Origin of the sequence: Ralstonia sp. 22086, from assembly GCF_052045975.1 — a bacterium.
Lineage (GTDB): Bacteria > Pseudomonadota > Gammaproteobacteria > Burkholderiales > Burkholderiaceae > Ralstonia > Ralstonia wenshanensis.
In genome coordinates, this window is sequence record NZ_JBQEPZ010000003.1 from 23602 (window position 1) to 39092 (window position 15491).

Annotated in this window: 17 protein-coding genes; 5 read left to right on the forward strand and 12 right to left on the reverse strand. The window is 64.3% G+C overall.

The window, feature by feature from the left end; all coding sequences use genetic code 11:
• Positions 1-112 precede the first annotated feature (112 nt).
• The gene (locus tag ACTJK6_RS13260; protein ID WP_414560793.1) at positions 113-1099 is read left to right on the forward strand and encodes a LysR family transcriptional regulator; all 987 of its coding nucleotides are present in this window, start codon (positions 113-115) and stop codon (positions 1097-1099) included.
• A gap of 52 nt (positions 1100-1151) precedes the next feature.
• Here the strand turns inward: ACTJK6_RS13260 and ACTJK6_RS13265 are convergent, their stop codons facing one another.
• Positions 1152-2096: a LysR family transcriptional regulator gene (locus ACTJK6_RS13265; protein WP_440839341.1), complete on the reverse strand. Its 945-nt coding sequence runs from the start codon at positions 2094-2096 to the stop codon at positions 1152-1154.
• A 93-nt stretch (positions 2097-2189) separates the two neighbouring features.
• On the opposite strand from ACTJK6_RS13265, the gene ACTJK6_RS13270 reads away from it, so the two are divergent.
• The 3 genes from ACTJK6_RS13270 to ACTJK6_RS13280 all read left to right on the forward strand — a co-directional run bounded on the left by ACTJK6_RS13270 (position 2190) and on the right by ACTJK6_RS13280 (position 4800).
• Complete coding sequence (locus ACTJK6_RS13270) at positions 2190-2627, forward strand: PaaI family thioesterase (RefSeq protein ID WP_440839342.1); 438 nt, start codon at positions 2190-2192, stop codon at positions 2625-2627.
• Positions 2628-2708: 81 nt separating this feature from the next.
• Positions 2709-3971 (forward strand): acyl-CoA dehydrogenase family protein, encoded by a 1263-nt coding sequence (locus tag ACTJK6_RS13275; protein WP_440839343.1) that lies wholly within the window; start codon positions 2709-2711, stop codon positions 3969-3971.
• Positions 3972-4107: 136 nt separating this feature from the next.
• On the forward strand, positions 4108-4800 hold the full coding sequence (locus ACTJK6_RS13280) for a glutathione S-transferase N-terminal domain-containing protein (RefSeq protein ID WP_440839344.1): 693 nt from the start codon (positions 4108-4110) through the stop codon (positions 4798-4800).
• A gap of 150 nt (positions 4801-4950) precedes the next feature.
• On the opposite strand, the gene ACTJK6_RS13285 is transcribed toward ACTJK6_RS13280, so the two are convergent.
• Positions 4951-5937: a zinc-binding dehydrogenase gene (locus ACTJK6_RS13285; RefSeq protein WP_440839345.1), complete on the reverse strand. Its 987-nt coding sequence runs from the start codon at positions 5935-5937 to the stop codon at positions 4951-4953.
• Positions 5938-6034: 97 nt separating this feature from the next.
• Here ACTJK6_RS13285 and ACTJK6_RS13290 point away from each other — a divergent pair, with 97 nt between their 5' ends.
• Positions 6035-6913: a LysR family transcriptional regulator gene (locus ACTJK6_RS13290; protein WP_260801817.1), complete on the forward strand. Its 879-nt coding sequence runs from the start codon at positions 6035-6037 to the stop codon at positions 6911-6913.
• Between the two features lie 5 nt (positions 6914-6918).
• Here the strand turns inward: ACTJK6_RS13290 and ACTJK6_RS13295 are convergent, their stop codons facing one another.
• The 10 genes from ACTJK6_RS13295 to urtE form a co-directional block, all read right to left on the reverse strand.
• Entirely contained in the window at positions 6919-7221 is a 303-nt protein-coding gene (locus ACTJK6_RS13295) for a hypothetical protein (RefSeq protein WP_440839346.1), read from the reverse strand.
• Between the two features lie 66 nt (positions 7222-7287).
• Positions 7288-7914, reverse strand: coding sequence for an urease accessory protein UreG (gene ureG, locus ACTJK6_RS13300; RefSeq protein WP_009241038.1), 627 nt, complete (start codon positions 7912-7914; stop codon positions 7288-7290).
• 11 nt (positions 7915-7925) lie between these two features.
• The gene (locus ACTJK6_RS13305) at positions 7926-8615 is read right to left on the reverse strand and encodes an urease accessory protein UreF (RefSeq protein ID WP_440839619.1); all 690 of its coding nucleotides are present in this window, start codon (positions 8613-8615) and stop codon (positions 7926-7928) included.
• Entirely contained in the window at positions 8608-9276 is a 669-nt protein-coding gene (gene ureE / locus ACTJK6_RS13310) for an urease accessory protein UreE (protein WP_440839347.1), read from the reverse strand. The genes ACTJK6_RS13305 and ureE overlap by 8 nt, the downstream gene beginning before the upstream one ends.
• 1377 nt (positions 9277-10653) lie before the next feature.
• Entirely contained in the window at positions 10654-12372 is a 1719-nt protein-coding gene (gene ureC / locus ACTJK6_RS13315; RefSeq protein WP_316879022.1) for an urease subunit alpha, read from the reverse strand.
• 22 nt (positions 12373-12394) lie between these two features.
• Entirely contained in the window at positions 12395-12700 is a 306-nt protein-coding gene (locus ACTJK6_RS13320) for an urease subunit beta (protein WP_102066395.1), read from the reverse strand.
• 11 nt (positions 12701-12711) lie between these two features.
• Positions 12712-13329, reverse strand: coding sequence for a HupE/UreJ family protein (locus ACTJK6_RS13325; protein WP_316879021.1), 618 nt, complete (start codon positions 13327-13329; stop codon positions 12712-12714).
• A 34-nt stretch (positions 13330-13363) separates the two neighbouring features.
• On the reverse strand, positions 13364-13666 hold the full coding sequence (gene ureA, locus ACTJK6_RS13330) for an urease subunit gamma (RefSeq protein ID WP_045206205.1): 303 nt from the start codon (positions 13664-13666) through the stop codon (positions 13364-13366).
• A gap of 90 nt (positions 13667-13756) precedes the next feature.
• Positions 13757-14644 carry an urease accessory protein UreD gene (locus ACTJK6_RS13335; RefSeq protein WP_440839348.1) on the reverse strand — a complete coding sequence of 296 codons (888 nt, stop codon included), beginning with the start codon at positions 14642-14644 and terminating at the stop codon, positions 13757-13759.
• A gap of 143 nt (positions 14645-14787) precedes the next feature.
• Entirely contained in the window at positions 14788-15480 is a 693-nt protein-coding gene (gene urtE, locus ACTJK6_RS13340; RefSeq protein ID WP_316655230.1) for an urea ABC transporter ATP-binding subunit UrtE, read from the reverse strand.
• Between the last annotated feature and the right edge of the window lie 11 nt (positions 15481-15491).

A 15491-nucleotide genomic window follows, 5' to 3' on the forward strand; every position in this document is an offset into this window, starting at 1 on the left:
TCCCTTGAGAAGAGGAAAGAAAAAACCGTCAATCGATTGGGGCCATTCTTTCATCAAACAAGAGCAAGATAATCTGGCTATGCTTTGATGATTTTCCAAACCTGCTTTGACAATGATCGCCCTCGACGACCTCCGCCTGCTGGTGCGCATTGCTGATGCCGGCAACCTTTCCGCCGCCGCGCGCCAGCTCGGCTGGCTGCCCGCCACCGCCAGCGCAGCGCTCAAACGTGTGGAGACTGAACTCGGCGCCCGCCTGTTCGAGCGCACCACGCGCAGCATGCGTCCGACCGAAGCCGGTCAGCGTTATCTGGGGTATGCAAGACAGGCGCTGGAGGCGCTGGACGAAGGCGCCGAGAGCCTAGGGCAAGATCGCACCGAGCTGTCCGGCCCCATCCGCATTGCAGCCACATCAGACCTCGGGCGGCACATCCTGCGCCCGTGGCTCGACGCGTTCTGCGATGAGCACCCCGGCGTGCGCGTCACGCTGGTGCTGGGCGACCGGCTGGCCGACCTGATGCGCGAAGACCTCGACTTCGCGCTGCGCTATGGGCATCTGCAGGATTCCGCGCTGGTGCGGCGGCCATTGGCGTCGCACCCGCGCGTGATCGTGGGCGCGCCGTCGTACTTCAAGCAGCATGGCCGGCCAGCACACCCGAGCGACCTCGCCGACCACCGCTGCCTGATCCTGCTGCGCAACGGCGAGCCCGTCACCCGGTGGCTACTCACGCACGCCAGCGGCCCTGCCCCGATCGACGTGCGCGGCGATTTCCAATGCGACGACGGAGCCGTGGTGCGGGACTGGGCGATCGCGGGGCGTGGCCTGGCATTCAAATCATGGTTGGATGTCGCGCAAGACGTGAGCGCGGGCCGGCTGGAGGTGGCGTTGCCGGCATGGAGCCATGCGCCCACGCCGCTGCAGCTGGTCGCCCTTGCGCGCCGCCATCGACCGGCACGGCTGACGGCATGTGCAGATTTTCTTGCTGCGCGCTTTGCAGAATTCAGCGCGCATTACCCGTTCCCTTCGGCAAAGGCGACAACGGCATCGCCCAAGCCGGTCAAGTCGGCCAAAGCCAAGTCGGCCGTCACGGTGAACACGTAGGCGTTCTTATTGATTGCTGCTGCGGCGGCGATTGTGTCCGCTTTTGCGTTCGTCAACGCCCATCGGCGAATGCGGCCGCCGCGTCGTCCAGCGCCACCTCCGCCATCGCGGCGAATACGTGGTCGCGCAGCCAGCGGCTGGCGGCATCCTGGTCGCTGTTCGTGTGCCAGTACAGATACAGCTCCAGCGGCTGCACGTTGAACGGCAGCGGCAGCATCACGTTGCCATACGGCTCGTTGGCGATGCGCGCATAGCGGATCGGCAACGTCGCAAGCAGATCCGTGCAGCTCACCACGCGGCAGGCGGCCGGGTAATGCTGGCAACGCAGCCGCACGCGCCGCTCGTGGCCGAGGCGGCGCAGCTCCACGTCTTCCAGCCCCGCCCCACGACGCCGGGACGATACATGCACGTGCTCGCACGCCAGATAGCGCTCCAGCGTCAACGGCGCGTTTGCAATGGGGTGGCCCGGGCGCGCCAGCACCACCATCGGGTCGGTCAGCAGCGGCGCATGCCGAATGGCCGGAGATGCCGGCAGCAGAATGTCCGCAGCCGCATCAATGGTGCCTGCCAGCAACTCGGTTTCGAGCTGGCGGCGGTCTCCGCGCACAGTCGTCACGTCGATGCGCGGCGCTTCCTTGGCAATGGCCGCCATGAGCGGCGGCAGCAACGTCGCTTCCAGCGCATCACGCATCGACAGCGTGAAGCGGCGCTCACTCGTGGCCGGGTCGAAGCGCGTGCCCTCGCGCAAGGTGCGCTCGAAGCCCTGCAGCGCCGTGCGCACCTCGGCGATCAGCGTACGCGCCAGCGGGGTCGGCACCATGCCTTGGCCGCGACGCTCGAACAGCGGGTCGTCAAACAACTCCCGCAATCGCCCCAGGGCGTGGCTCACGGCCGGTTGCGTCAGGTTGAGCGTGCGGGCGGCCGCCGTAATCCCGCCTTCCGTATAGATGGCGTCGAAGACGACAAACAGGTTCAGGTCGACGCGCGATATATGCATGGCATTGATGGATCACAATCTACGAAATTCATTTCTCTTATTGTAGGCGAAGGCTTATTCTGCGGACACCACTTGTGAGTTGCGCCGCGCGCCATGACCACAACCCCCGATCTCGCCGTACCGATGGGCTTTGACCTGCTGAACAAGCCGAGCCCTTTTCTGACGATGCTGGGGCCGGTCTATTCCCGAGGCATGGGGCCGACGATGGTGATGGGTTTCCACGTGCAACATCACCACCTGAATCGGCGCGGCATCCTGCACGGTGGTGTGGTGGCATCGCTGGCGGACGCGGCGCTCGGCTATTGCCTGGCCGAGCCCGGTGAAGGCACCGGTGGCGCCTTGGCCATGTCGACCGCCAGCCTGACCGTGGATTTCATCGCCTCTGCCGGAGAAGGCGACTGGATCGAGATCACCCCGGAGGGATTGCGCACGGGCAGCAAGCTGGCCTTTGCGCAGGCCCTCTTCCATCGCGGCGACCGGTTGATTGCGCGCGCGAGTGCCGTTTTTGCCGTGCTCGGCGGACGTATTTGACGTATGGCCGAGCCCGTCTGGCCTGAACTGAGTTGATGGCTGCCCGTTCGAGGCGCTTGTTCGATGTACTGAGGAGACACCATGAATTTCGATTACACGCCCAAGGTCAAGGAAATGCAGGCACGCCTGCTTGAATTCTTCGACCAGCACATCTACCCGAACGAGCACCGCTTCCACGAAGAAGTCGAAGCCAACCGCGGGGCTGGTAACGCGTGGATTCCCACCAAGGTCATCGAAGAACTCAAGCCGCTGGCGCGCAAGGCCGGGCTGTGGAACCTGTTCCTGCCGCGTTCGCCGCGCGCGCCCGAAGGGCTGTCGAATCTGGAATACGCCCCGCTGTGCGAAATCATGGGCCGCGTGCCCTGGGCGCCGGAAGTGTTCAACTGCTCCGCGCCCGACACCGGCAACATGGAAACGCTGGAGCGCTACGCGTCCGAAGAGCTGAAAGACCGCTGGCTCGAACCGCTGCTGCGCGGTGAGATCCGGTCGGCCTTCCTGATGACCGAGCCGGCCGTGGCCTCGTCGGACGCCACCAACATCGAATGCCGCATCGAGCGTCAGGGCGACGAATACGTCATCAACGGCCGCAAGTGGTGGTCGTCGGGCGCCGGCGACCCGCGCTGCGCCGTCTACATCGTCATGGGCAAGACCAACCCCGATGCCGGTCGCCACGAGCAGCAATCGATGATCGTAGTGCCGGCCAATGCACCGGGCATCACGGTCATGCGTCCGCTGTCGGTGTTCGGTTACGACGATGCGCCGCACGGCCACATGGAAGTCGACCTGAAGGACGTGCGCGTGCCGGTGGGCAACATCCTCCTGGGTGAAGGCCGCGGGTTCGAGATCGCGCAGGGCCGCCTGGGCCCGGGCCGTATCCACCACTGCATGCGCAGCATCGGCGTGGCCGAGCGTGCGCTGGAACTGATGTGCAAGCGACTGTCGTCGCGCATCGCGTTCGGCAAGGCCATCGCGCAGCACAGCGTCTGGCACGAACGCATTGCCGAAGCCCGCTGCATGATCGAACAGGCCCGCCTGCTCACGCTCAAAGCCGCGTACATGATGGACACCGTCGGCAACAAGGTCGCCAAGGCCGAGATCGCGATGATCAAGGTCGTGGCCCCGAACATCGCCTGCCAGATCGTCGACTGGGCGATCCAGGCACACGGCGGCGGCGGCGTGTCGGGCGACTTCCCGCTGGCTTCGGCCTATGCGCACCAGCGCACGCTGCGCCTGGCCGACGGCCCGGACGAAGTGCACCGCGCGGCCATCGCCAAGCTGGAGCTGGCCAAGCACCTGCACAAGCTCGCCGATGTGGCAGACATGCCAGTCACGCGCGGCGCATGACGCTGGCCACAACGATCACTCCTTGCCCCCGCGTTAAGCGGGGTTTTTTTTGCCCGCGCGGGCCGTCAGCGCGTTTTGACGTTCTGTGCTTGAATGACCGGCTCTCCCCTCTTTCCTGCTCAGGAGCACGCAAGTCATGATCGACGTCTATAGCTGGGCCACGCCCAACGGGCACAAGGTGCACATCATGCTGGAAGAATGCGGGCTGCCCTACCGCGTTCACGCCATCAACATCGGCGCAGGCGACCAGTTCAAACCCGACTTCCTCAAGATCAGCCCCAACAACAAGATCCCGGCCATCGTCGATCAGGATGGCCCGGACGGCAAACCGATTTCGCTGTTCGAATCGGGTGCGATCCTGCTGTACCTCGCCGGCAAGACGGGCAAGTTCATGCCCGACGACGTGCGCGGCAAATACGAAGTGCTGCAATGGCTGATGTTCCAGATGGGCGGCGTCGGCCCGATGCTCGGCCAGGCGCACCACTTCCGCATCTACGCACCCGAGAAGATCGAATACGCCATCAACCGCTATACGAACGAAGCCAAGCGTCTGTACGGCGTGATCGACAAGCGCCTGAGCGAATCGAAGTTCCTCGGTGGCGCGGACTACTCCATCGCCGATATTGCAACGTGGCCGTGGCTGCGCAGCTGGAAGAATCAGGGGATCGAGCTGTCGGATTACCCGAAGCTGCAGCGCTGGTTTGAAGCCATTGAGGAACGTCCCGCCGTGCAGCGTGCGGTGAAGGTGCTCGCCAAGGAACGGCCGGCTGTGCAGGACGACAAGGCGAAGGAAATTCTCTTCGGCGCGACGCAGTACGAGCGGCGCTGATCGCGCGTCTTCGCATCGGGGAACAGGCCGCGTGATGCGGCCTTTTTCCTTTGGAAGCCCTCCTTGCCGGATAGCAGCGGATTCCTGCCGCTATGCCGCCCGGGCGGCTGGGCAGCGCAAAGCGTTCAGGCTAGAGCCAAGCGCGATGCATCAGCAGGCGCCTTCCACCACCATCTTTCCGCCGGCCGTACCGGCATCGAGCACGCGATGCGCGCTCTGGATGTCGTCAAAGGCAAACACCTGCGCCGGCCTGGCGCGCAGCACGCCGGCCTCGACCAGATCGACGATGCGTTGGAACGGAATGTCCGTGAGCGGGTACTCCGGCGTGCCATAGACAAACGCGCTGCCGAAGAAACTCAGGTGCCGCCCGCTGGGCAGATGCTGTAGCGGATCAAACTGCTCGATCGGCGCATGCCCACCGAGAAACCCGGCCACGCAGACGCGCCCGCCGCGACGGGTCAGCCGCAGCGACTCCAGCACGGTGCCGGTGCCGACCAGGTCCAGCACGGCATCGATGCCGGTTGGCGCTAGTTCGCGCAGCGCATCGCCCACGCCTTCGCCCTCGACCAGGACGACATCCGCACCGTTCTCCTTGGCAACGGATGCCCGGACTGCGTGGCGCACGGTCGCCACCACGCGAGCCTGTGTGTATGCCGCCAGGTTGAGGGCCGCCAAGCCCAGCGCCGAAGTGGCACCACGCACCATGACCGTGTCGCCGCGCCGCAGGGCCAGGTTATCGAACAGGCAGCTCCACGCCGTGGCGTACGACTCGGGAATGGCAGCCAACTCACTCCAGCCAAGCGCGCTGCGGATGGGCACGACATTGACGGCGGGCACGGCCACCAATTCCGCATAGCTCCCGCTGCGCGAACGCCCCATGCCGCCCATCAGGGCGAACACACGCTGTCCGGGCTGCAACTTTCCGCTCGGGTCGCGCACCACTTCACCTGCGCATTCGATGCCGGAAATCGCAGCCACATCGCCCCAGTGCCCTTGCCGGAAGTACTGCTCCGCGCGGTTGATGCCAAACGCCCTGACGCGCACCAGCACCTCGTCCTTGCCGGCAACCGGGTCTGGCACCTCGGTTACGCAAAGTTGCTCCGGCCCGCCGTATTGCTGCCGCACGATCGCTTTCATGCCTGCTCCTTTTTTGTATTGGGAGGTGCTAGGCTAGGTTTTCAGGCAGTCAAAAGAAATTGAATAATTCCGCCATTCTTCGTCAATCGAGCTAACAATGGATTTTTCTCTGCACGAACTCGCCTGTCTTGAAGCGGTGGTTACCGAAGGCAGCTTCCAGGCGGCTGCGGACAAGCTGCATCGCACGCATTCGGCCGTGCATGCTGCCATCAAGCAACTGGAGCAACGGCTTGGCGTGTCCCTGCTTGACCGCAGTGAATACCGTGTGAGGCTCACAGCAGCAGGCGAAGCGTTCCGCCATCAATCGGCGGCAGTGCTGCGCCAAGCCGCGGCGCTGGATACGTTGTGCCGGCAACTGAGCCAGGGCGAAGAAACAGACTTGCGCGTGATTGTGGGAGACCTCACTCCGACGGCCGAGACGCTCCGGCGTCTGAAGCGCTTCTTCAACGCATGGCCGCAAACGCGGCTGCACCTGCATTTCGAAGTGATCGGCGGCCCCTGGGAGCGCCTGCTTGCCGAAGAGGCCGACCTGATCATTCACCACGTGGACAAAAGCGACCCACGCTTCGAGTGGACGGACCTGACGAAGGTGGTGCTCGTGCCAGTGGCTGCACCCGGCTACGTGACCGCGCCTTCCATGCGCAACCTCACACCCGAGCAGATGCAGGCCTATGTTCAGGTGGTGATTCGCGATACGGCACAACAGCCGCAGCGTGACTACTTTGTCATCAAGGACGCGCCCAACTGGACGGTCGCTGATCAGCACACCAAGAAGGAGTTGATCGTGCAGGGCATGGGTTGGGGCCACATGCCGTTGCATCTGATCGAAAAGGAGCTGCGCAGCGGCAAGCTCGTGTCATTGGAGGGCCGACACTTCAAGCGCTCCAAACTCGACATTGTTGCCGCACGATTGCGTGCGCGCCCCGTCGGGCCGGTGGCGCAGGCGCTCTGGCACACCCTGACAGAAGACGCCTGAACGCTCTACCGGGGCAACGCAAAGCACTGCACGTCCGGCGCGGTGTAGACCGTCGGATACGGCGACCGCGGCCCGGTCTGCAACCGCAGCGGCTGCGTCGCCAGCACCTCGGCTTCGTTACGCTCGCGCACCGTCAGGGGTTCCGGCGGCGGACTCGGCAAGCGCACCGGCTGATTCACCGCACACCGCACGGGTTTCCCATCGGCCAGCCGCACATCCATCGTGTAATACGGTCCGACGATGGTGGGCGCGCAGGCGGCTGCACCCAAGACCACCATCGTCAGCACAGCTGAATGGATCGTCTTCATCACCCGCCTCCGCACTGCACACGTCAGTGCGTTTGACTCAGTACGGCCCCCGCAAGTGCCGCTCCTTCAGGCAGCCGCCGTCAGCATCCCCTGCTTCTCAATGAAGCGGATCACCTCATCCAACCCACCCTGCGCCCGCAGATTGCACATCACGAACGGACGGTCGCCACGCATCTTGCGCGTGTCGCTTTCCATCACCTCCAGCGACGCCCCGACGTACGGCGCCAGATCCGTCTTGTTGATGATGAGCAGGTCCGACTTGGTGATGCCGGGGCCGCCCTTGCGCGGAATCTTCTCGCCGCCCGCCACGTCGATCACGTAGATGGTCAGGTCCGACAGCTCGGGGCTGAACGTCGCCGCGAGGTTGTCACCGCCCGACTCGATGAAGACCACATCTGCATCTGGAAACTTGGAGAGCATGCGATCGACCGCTTCGAGGTTGATCGACGCGTCTTCGCGGATGGCGGTATGCGGGCAGCCCCCCGTCTCGACGCCCATGATGCGTTCGGCAGGCAGCGCGCCGGAGATGGTCAGCAGGCGCTGGTCTTCCTTCGTGTAGATGTCGTTGGTGATGGCCACGAGGTCGTAACGCTCGCGCATGGCCTTGCAGAGCATTTCGAGCAGCGTGGTCTTGCCGGAGCCCACCGGGCCGCCCACGCCAACACGCAGGGCAGGAAGTTTCTTGGTTCGCATGATGATCGGGTTCAGGATCGAAAGAGTCGTGAGTATTGCGTTTCATGCCGGGCGGACAACACGCCGAGCCCCGGCGAAAACGTAGACAGTTCAGGTGGATGACAAGCCGCACGGCGCGTGGCCTCTTCCACCGCCCGCGCCACCGCTGCGTGCAGGCCAAAGAGAATGCGTTGCCCCGCAGCCTGACCGAGCGGCACGGCCTTCACTGCCGCCGCCATCTGGTTTTCCACCCACGCAAAGCAGTACGCCGTCACGCCGTCGCGCGGGTCGACATTCAGCGCGGCAGCCGCAGCGGCAAAGGCGGTCGGAAACGTCACTGAAGCGCGCGCGGCCAATGCACTGCGCAGTGCACCATCGCCCCACTCCATCTGCTGGATGAGGCGATTGAGCGACCAGCCCATCTGCGACGTTTCGAGCCGCAGCTCGCGCGTCTCGCGGGTGGCAAGGAACCACGCATCGCGCTCGGCCACGGCATCGAAGCGGCCTGCCTGCCAGTCGGCAAACTGCAGCAGCCACAGCGGCGCCTCACACGCGGCGAGCACGTCGAGCCCCTCGGCAATCCACGCCGCAGCCGACGTTTCATCCACCACGTGCCGCACGTCTACCGCTGCCTCCAGGCCCTGCGAATAGCTGAACGCGCCCACCGGCAGCGCCGGCGACGCGAGATGCAGCAAGGCAGTGAGCTGCGCGGCGTTAGTCATGGTGATGGTGGTGATGGCCGCAGCCGGGCCCGTGGACATGGCCGTCGCCGTGACCGTGGTCGTGCCCATGCGCGTGGTCGTGTGCGTGATCGTGGCTATGCGCGTGGGCATGGTCATGATCATGCGAGTGCTCGTGATCGTGCCCGTGATGCTCGTGGTACAGCGCCTGCGCGGCTGCATAGTCCTCTTCGAACGTCGCATCGTGGCCGTGACGATGGCCGCCGCCGTAGGCGCCTGCCTCGGGCTCAAATGGCGCCTCCACATGCGCGACGGTCACGCCCAGGCGGACCAGCATGTCTTCGAGCACCGGATCGGCTTCGAGCTGCAGTGCATCTGCACTGACCTGCACGGGTGTGTGGCGATTGCCGAGGTGGTAGGCAGCGCGCATCAGTGCAAGACGGTTGTCGCTCGTCACGCGCAGGACCTGCTCAGGTGCGGCCTGCACTTCGACCAGCGTGCCGTCTTCAGCGACCAGCACATCGCCGCCACGCATGACGGTGCCGCGCGGCAGCACGACGGCCACGTCACGGCCATCGTCGAGGGTGGCGCGCAGGCGGCTGCGGCTGCGCTCCAGGAATGGCAACACCAGCTTGGGTGCGCGCTTGACCAGCACGGAGGCCAGGCCATGCGGCGCGGGGAGATGTTTAGTGATGGAAAGCATCGTTGGGGCCTATTCACAATCTCATGACGGCCCAGCTTGGAGCTGAGTCTGTCAAATACCAGGATCCGAGCCTCGAAGGTCGAGCTCTGAGCCTCAACCGTCAGGCTCAAAGGCTCAATCGTCAGGCTCTGAGGCTCAATTGCCAAGCTCTGACACTCAACGGTGGGGCTCTGAACTCCGACTTTCACACTTTTGGTTTCGAATCTCGAGCTTTGAGGGTCGAACGTCGGGCTCGGAGGTTGGAGCACGAGGCTTTTTGCATCAAGCATGGCCCTCGGAGGCTCGAAAAAATCACCATTTTTGCTTCGGTTGCGTCTCGTTTTGTCCAGATTGGGGCCTATGGCCGAATTGCTTTGCTTCGTTGGCTCTTATTCGATATCTGGAGTATCGAATTTGAGGGTCAGAGGGTCGTGGTTGGGGGTCTGACGCTGGGACTTCGAGGTTCGAGGCTCGTTTTCTTCTTTTCTGCCGGGGCGGGGCCTTGGTGGTTTGCTGCTGTTTCACCCCCTGCCGGGGGCGACTCACTTTCTTTGTCTTGCCAAAGAAAGTAAGCAAAGAAAGGCGCGCCCGAGATGGCGAAAGACTCCTTGAATTTATGTCGCAGAGAGGGAGGGGAGGCAAACTCGCTTCGCTCAAACAGGCCTCCCCTCTTTTTCCTCTCTGCAACAGAAATTCAAGGCGCCATCTAGGGCAAGGGGTAAAGCACACAATCTTCTGCCCGTGCGCCACTCCGTTGTACGACTGGAACCATCGCACGCCCTTGCCCTTGCCCTTGCCCTTGCACTTGCACTTGCCCTTGCCCTTGCCCTTGCCCTTGCCCTTGCCCTTGCCCTTGCCCTTGCCCTTGCCCTTGCCCTTGCCCTTGCACTTGCCCTTGCACTTGCACTTGCACTTGCACTTGCACTTGCACTTGCACTTGCACTTGCACTTGCACTTGCACTTGCACTTGCACTTGCACTCGCACTCGCACTCGCACTCGCACTCGCACTCGCACTCGCACTCGCACTCGCACTCGCACTCGCACTCGCACTCGCACTCGCACTCGCACTCGCACTCGCACTCGCACTCGCACTCAACGAGCCCCGGCGCCCACCTCAGTTCCCCGCCGGTGTGGCCGTTGACTTACCTGCCCTAGATGGCGCCTTGAATTTCTGTAAGCGGGCGGATAAAGGAAGGAGGCCTGTCTGAGCGAAGCGAGTTTGCCTCCTTCCCCGCCCGGTTACAGAAATTCAAGGGATGGTTCGCCATCTCGGGCGCGCCTTTCTTTTGCCTACTTTTCTTTGGCAAGACAAAGAAAAGTAGGTCGTGCCCGGCAGGGTACGAAACAGGGATGGACCAACAACAACAAACCCAAGCCCATCCCACCCACCCCACCAACTAGAACAAGAAATACCTCTGCGCCATCGGCAACACCTCCGCCGGCTCACAAGTCAACACCGTCCCATCCGCCACCACCTGATACGTCTCCGGATCAACGGTAATGTCAGGCTGCCAGTCGTTATGAATCATGTCCGCCTTGCTCACAGTACGCGTGCCCTTGACCACCGCCGTGGTCTTGGCCAACCCATACTGCTCCGCCACGCCGGCAGCAGCAGCCGACTGCGACAAGAACGTCAACGACGTCCGCCCCAGCGCCCCACCCGCCGACCCAAACATTGGCCGATAGTGCACCGGCTGCGGCGTCGGGATCGACGCATTCGCATCCCCCATCGCCGCGGAGGCAATCATCCCGCCCTTCAGGATCAGGCTCGGCTTCACGCCAAAGAACGCAGGTTTCCACAGCACAAGGTCGGCCCACTTGCCGACTTCAACCGAGCCGACTTCATGCGCAATGCCATGCGTGAGTGCGGGGTTGATCGTGTACTTGGCGACGTAGCGCTTCACGCGAAAGTTGTCATGCCCGCCGCGCGCATCGTTCGGGTCTCCGGCCAGCTTGCCGCGCTGCACCTTCATCTTGTGTGCGGTCTGCCACGTGCGCAGCACGACTTCGCCGACGCGGCCCATGGCTTGGGAATCACTGGAGATCATCGAGAACGCGCCGAGGTCGTGCAGGATGTCTTCGGCCGCAATCGTCTCGCGGCGGATGCGGCTTTCGGCAAAGGCGATGTCCTCGGCAATGGACGCATCGAGGTGATGGCACACCATCAGCATGTCGAGGTGCTCGTCCAGCGTGTTGACGGTGAACGGCCGCGTCGGGTTGGTGGACGACGGCAGCACGTTCGACTCACCGCACACGCGGATGATGTCGGGCGCGTGTCCGCCGCCCGCGCCTTCGGTGTGATACGTGTGGATCGTGCGGCCCTTGAATGCAGCGACGGTCGCCTCGACAAAGCCTGATTCGTTCAACGTATCGGTATGGATGGCGACCTGCGTGTCGGTGTCGTCGGCCACACCCAAGCAGCAATCGATGGCGGCGGGCGTGGAGCCCCAGTCTTCGTGCAGCTTCAGGCCGATGGCGCCTGCGTCGATCTGCTCGCGCAGCGCGCCGGGCAGGCTGCCGTTGCCCTTGCCCAGGAAGCCGATGTTCATTGGGTACGCATCAGCCGCCTGCAGCATGCGCTGCATGTACCAGGGGCCCGGCGTGCAGGTCGTGGCGTAGGTGCCGGTGGCGGGTCCGGTGCCGCCGCCGATCATCGTCGTCACGCCGCTGTTCAGCGCTTCGTCGATCTGCTGCGGGCAGATGAAGTGGATGTGCGTGTCGACACCGCCGGCGGTGACGATCATGCCCTCGCCCGCGATGATCTCGGTGCCGGGGCCGATGACGATGGTCACGCCGGGCTGGATGTCCGGATTGCCTGCCTTGCCGATCGCCGAGATGCGGCCGTGCTTCAGGCCGATGTCCGCCTTGACGATGCCCCAGTGGTCGATGATCAGCGCGTTGGTGATGACGGTGTCGGCGCAGTCTTTCGATTCGCGCTGGCTCTGGCCCATGCCGTCGCGGATGACCTTGCCGCCGCCGAATTTCACTTCTTCGCCGTAGATGGTGAAGTCGCGTTCGACTTCGACGATGAGGTCGGTGTCGGCCAGGCGGACGCGGTCGCCCGTGGTTGGGCCGAACATTTCCGCATAGGCGCGGCGGTCGATCTTGAGTGTCATGTCCGTTCCTTCTGCGTCAACTTCACAGCTTGCCCATCACACGGCCAGCAAAGCCATAGACCACGCGATCGCCCGCAAGCGCTACGAGTTCGACCGTGCGCTCCTGCCCCGGCTCGAAGCGCACGGCGGTGCCGGCGGCGATGTTGAGCCGATAGCCGCGCGTGGCTTCGCGGTCAAAGCGCAGCGCGTCATTCACTTCATAGAAGTGGTAGTGCGAGCCGATCTGCACGGGGCGATCACCGGTGTTGGCCACTGTGACCGTGACCGTCGCGCGGCCTGCATTGAGTTCGAGATCGCCGTCTTGCGGCAGGAGTTCTCCGGGGATCATCTCGCGCCCCTTCAGACGGCCGCCGCCAGCAGGCCGGCACCGTACAGCGCCACGCCCACACCCGACAGCCGCGCCAGCCATGCCAGACGCGGCTTCAGCGCAAAGCCCGCGCCGATACCCGCGGTATGCAGCAACGCAGTCGCCACGGCAAAGCCGCCCACGAAGGTCGGGAACATGGCCTGCGCGCCTGCGGGGAATTCCGTGCCGTGTGCATAGCCGTGGAACAGCGCGAACGTGCCGCACAGCAACGCACCACCCCATGCCGGCAGTTGGGCGCGAGCGGCAATCAGCAGGCCGAATACCAGCAGCGATGCGGCGATCATCGGCTCAGCCATCGGCACCGCCACGCCGCCCGCGCCGAGCAGCGCGCCCAGGATCATCAACGCAACAAAGGCGACCGGCGCCCACAGCGCATCGCGCACCGAGCGCGAGGCCAGTGCGCTCCACACGCCCACGGCCACCATCGCCAGCAAGTGGTCGGCACCCGTGAGCGGATGCAGAAACCCGGCAAGCAAGCTGCCTTCGGCGGTATGGCCCGGATGCCCCGGGTGGGCAAACGCGATGGACGCGCCAAACGTGAGCGCAATGGCCGCAGCGGGCCGGACGAAGCGAGACAGGGTAGGCGTCATGGCAGGACTCGTAGTGGTGAGTGGCGTGCGGACTTCAAACAATCGGGTGATGGACGGTGACCAGCTTCGTGCCGTCCGGAAACGTGGCTTCGACCTGGATGTCGGGAATCATCTCAGCCACGCCGTCCATCACGTCATTGCGGGTGAGGAGCGTGGTGCCGTAGTGCATCAGCTCGGCGACGGTCTTGCCGTCACGCGCGCCTTCCATGATGGCGGCGCTGATGAAGGCGACGGCTTCCGGGTAGTTCAGCTTTAGGCCACGGCCCTTGCGGCGCTCGGCCAGCAAGGCGGCGGTGAAGATCAGCAGCTTGTCTTTTTCGCGCGGGGTCAGTTCCACGAGGGGCTCTCTTCGGTGAGGGTCAATTCAATTCAGTTCAGATCGGGCGATGCGAGGTCACGTCGCCATCATGTGGCCATCACGTGGCCGTCATGTCGCCCATAGGCGCAGCGGACGGCCCGCCACGCCATGCATCGGTTCACGCAGCGCCAGCCACGTTTGGGCCAACAAGGCGCGCGCATCTTCGGGCCGGCGTGCGAACACGCGCAGCAGCAAAACGTTTGGCAGACCGGGTGCATCTTGCGTGAGGCAGGTGACGCCGGCGCGCAGGTCGTCGTTGTACGGCAGGTGCTCGGCCATCGATTCGGCCAGGGCTTCGGTGGCGCCCTCGCCCACGGCCCACAGCGTGCCGACGACGTGGAAGCCGGCCATGCCCGTCGTCGCATTCAGCATGGGTGATTGCGCATCGAACGCAGCCGACTCGATCCATAGCGGCTGGCCGTTGCAACGCAATGCGGTGCGCATGGCGATGCGGCCTTCGTCCCACGATTCGCCAGCGGCATGGCGGCCGAGCATGGTGGTGTCCCAGCCGATGGCGGTGGCACCGGGGGCCAGATCGAGAGTCAGGTCGATGATCGGGCAGGCCTGGTTGAAGACGATGTTCTCTTGCGGCAGCCAGTCGAGCCGCGCGCCTGCATCCATGCGGATCGCAACGCGCTGCGTGGCCGTGCGGCCGAGCGACTTGTACCACTTGGTGGCGCCGGGCGTGGTCAGCACGGCATGCGCATCGGCGCCGAGTTCGATGTCGATATCGAGCACGTCGCCGCCGGCAATGCCTGCGGGCGGATGCAGCATGACGGCATGGCAGACGCCCTCGCCTTCCGGATACAGGGCCTTCTGCACCCGCAGCGGCCCCTGATGCCGGCACGTCGCCAGCACGGTGCGCTCACCGCGCCGCGCAAACGCCAAGTGCAACGAGGCTTCCCAGGATGCAAATGCGGAGGCCTGCGGCGGAACAGGAAAATCGGGATGGCGCATCGGTCATGCAAACGGGAGGCGTCCCTCATGAAACGCGGCTGTGCGCTTCAGACCGGACCCCGCCCTAAGCAAACGGAAAGGTTTTCCATCATAGCCAGATGCCGCCCATTTGGCACCCGACTTTTTCACACGACACCTGTGCGTCAAACCGCCACCAGATCGCGTACGCCATCGGCCTCCATGTTGGCGCCGTCGCCCTGGGCGATCACCTCGCCACGGCTCATGACGACGTAGCGGTCGGCAATGCTGCGCGCGAAGTCGTAGTACTGCTCGACCAGCAGCACCGACATGCCAAACTCATCCACCAGCCGGCGCAGGGTGCGGCCGATCTCTTGGATGATCGACGGCTGGATGCCTTCGGTCGGCTCGTCCAGGATCAGCAGGCGCGGTTCGCTCATCAGCGCGCGGCCAATGGCAAGTTGCTGCTGCTGACCGCCAGACAGATCGCCGCCGCGCCGGCCCTTCATCTCCTTGAGCACCGGAAACAGCTCGTAGATGGAATCGGGCACCTTGGAGGGCGCACGCTTGGCGGCGGCACCAATCAGCAGGTTCTCTTCCACCGTCAGGCGCGGGAAGATCTCGCGCCCCTGTGGCACATAGGCAAGCCCCTGCGAGACACGCTCATACGCGGGCAGCTTCTGGATGGTGCGCCCTTCCCAATCGATCGCACCGCTGGCAGCGGGCACCACACCCATCAGGCATTTGAGCAGCGTCGTCTTGCCGACACCGTTGCGGCCAAGCAGCGTGGTCAGCTTGCCCGTGGGGACGTCAAAGCTGACGTTGCGCAGGATGTGGCTGCCGCCGTAGAACTGGTTCAGTTGTTGGACCTGCAACATCGCGTTCTTTC

Bases quoted from the DNA above. Each gene is read 5' to 3' on its own strand.
- ACTJK6_RS13270 (WP_440839342.1), top strand. From the start codon at position 2,190: ATGACCACAACCCCCGATCTCGCCGTACCGATGGGCTTTGACCTGCTG.
- ACTJK6_RS13280 (WP_440839344.1), top strand. From the start codon at position 4,108: ATGATCGACGTCTATAGCTGGGCCACGCCCAACGGGCACAAGGTGCAC.
- urtE (WP_316655230.1), bottom strand. From the start codon at position 15,480: ATGTTGCAGGTCCAACAACTGAACCAGTTCTACGGCGGCAGCCACATC.
- ACTJK6_RS13320 (WP_102066395.1), bottom strand. From the start codon at position 12,700: ATGATCCCCGGAGAACTCCTGCCGCAAGACGGCGATCTCGAACTCAAT.
- ureG (WP_009241038.1), bottom strand. From the start codon at position 7,914: ATGCGAACCAAGAAACTTCCTGCCCTGCGTGTTGGCGTGGGCGGCCCG.
- ACTJK6_RS13275 (WP_440839343.1), top strand. From the start codon at position 2,709: ATGAATTTCGATTACACGCCCAAGGTCAAGGAAATGCAGGCACGCCTG.
- ACTJK6_RS13305 (WP_440839619.1), bottom strand. From the start codon at position 8,615: ATGACTAACGCCGCGCAGCTCACTGCCTTGCTGCATCTCGCGTCGCCG.
- ACTJK6_RS13295 (WP_440839346.1), bottom strand. From the start codon at position 7,221: ATGAAGACGATCCATTCAGCTGTGCTGACGATGGTGGTCTTGGGTGCA.
- ureC (WP_316879022.1), bottom strand. From the start codon at position 12,372: ATGACACTCAAGATCGACCGCCGCGCCTATGCGGAAATGTTCGGCCCA.
- ACTJK6_RS13285 (WP_440839345.1), bottom strand. From the start codon at position 5,937: ATGAAAGCGATCGTGCGGCAGCAATACGGCGGGCCGGAGCAACTTTGC.
- ACTJK6_RS13290 (WP_260801817.1), top strand. From the start codon at position 6,035: ATGGATTTTTCTCTGCACGAACTCGCCTGTCTTGAAGCGGTGGTTACC.
- ACTJK6_RS13265 (WP_440839341.1), bottom strand. From the start codon at position 2,096: ATGCATATATCGCGCGTCGACCTGAACCTGTTTGTCGTCTTCGACGCC.
- ACTJK6_RS13260 (WP_414560793.1), top strand. From the start codon at position 113: ATGATCGCCCTCGACGACCTCCGCCTGCTGGTGCGCATTGCTGATGCC.
- ACTJK6_RS13325 (WP_316879021.1), bottom strand. From the start codon at position 13,329: ATGACGCCTACCCTGTCTCGCTTCGTCCGGCCCGCTGCGGCCATTGCG.
- ACTJK6_RS13335 (WP_440839348.1), bottom strand. From the start codon at position 14,644: ATGCGCCATCCCGATTTTCCTGTTCCGCCGCAGGCCTCCGCATTTGCA.
- ureE (WP_440839347.1), bottom strand. From the start codon at position 9,276: ATGCTTTCCATCACTAAACATCTCCCCGCGCCGCATGGCCTGGCCTCC.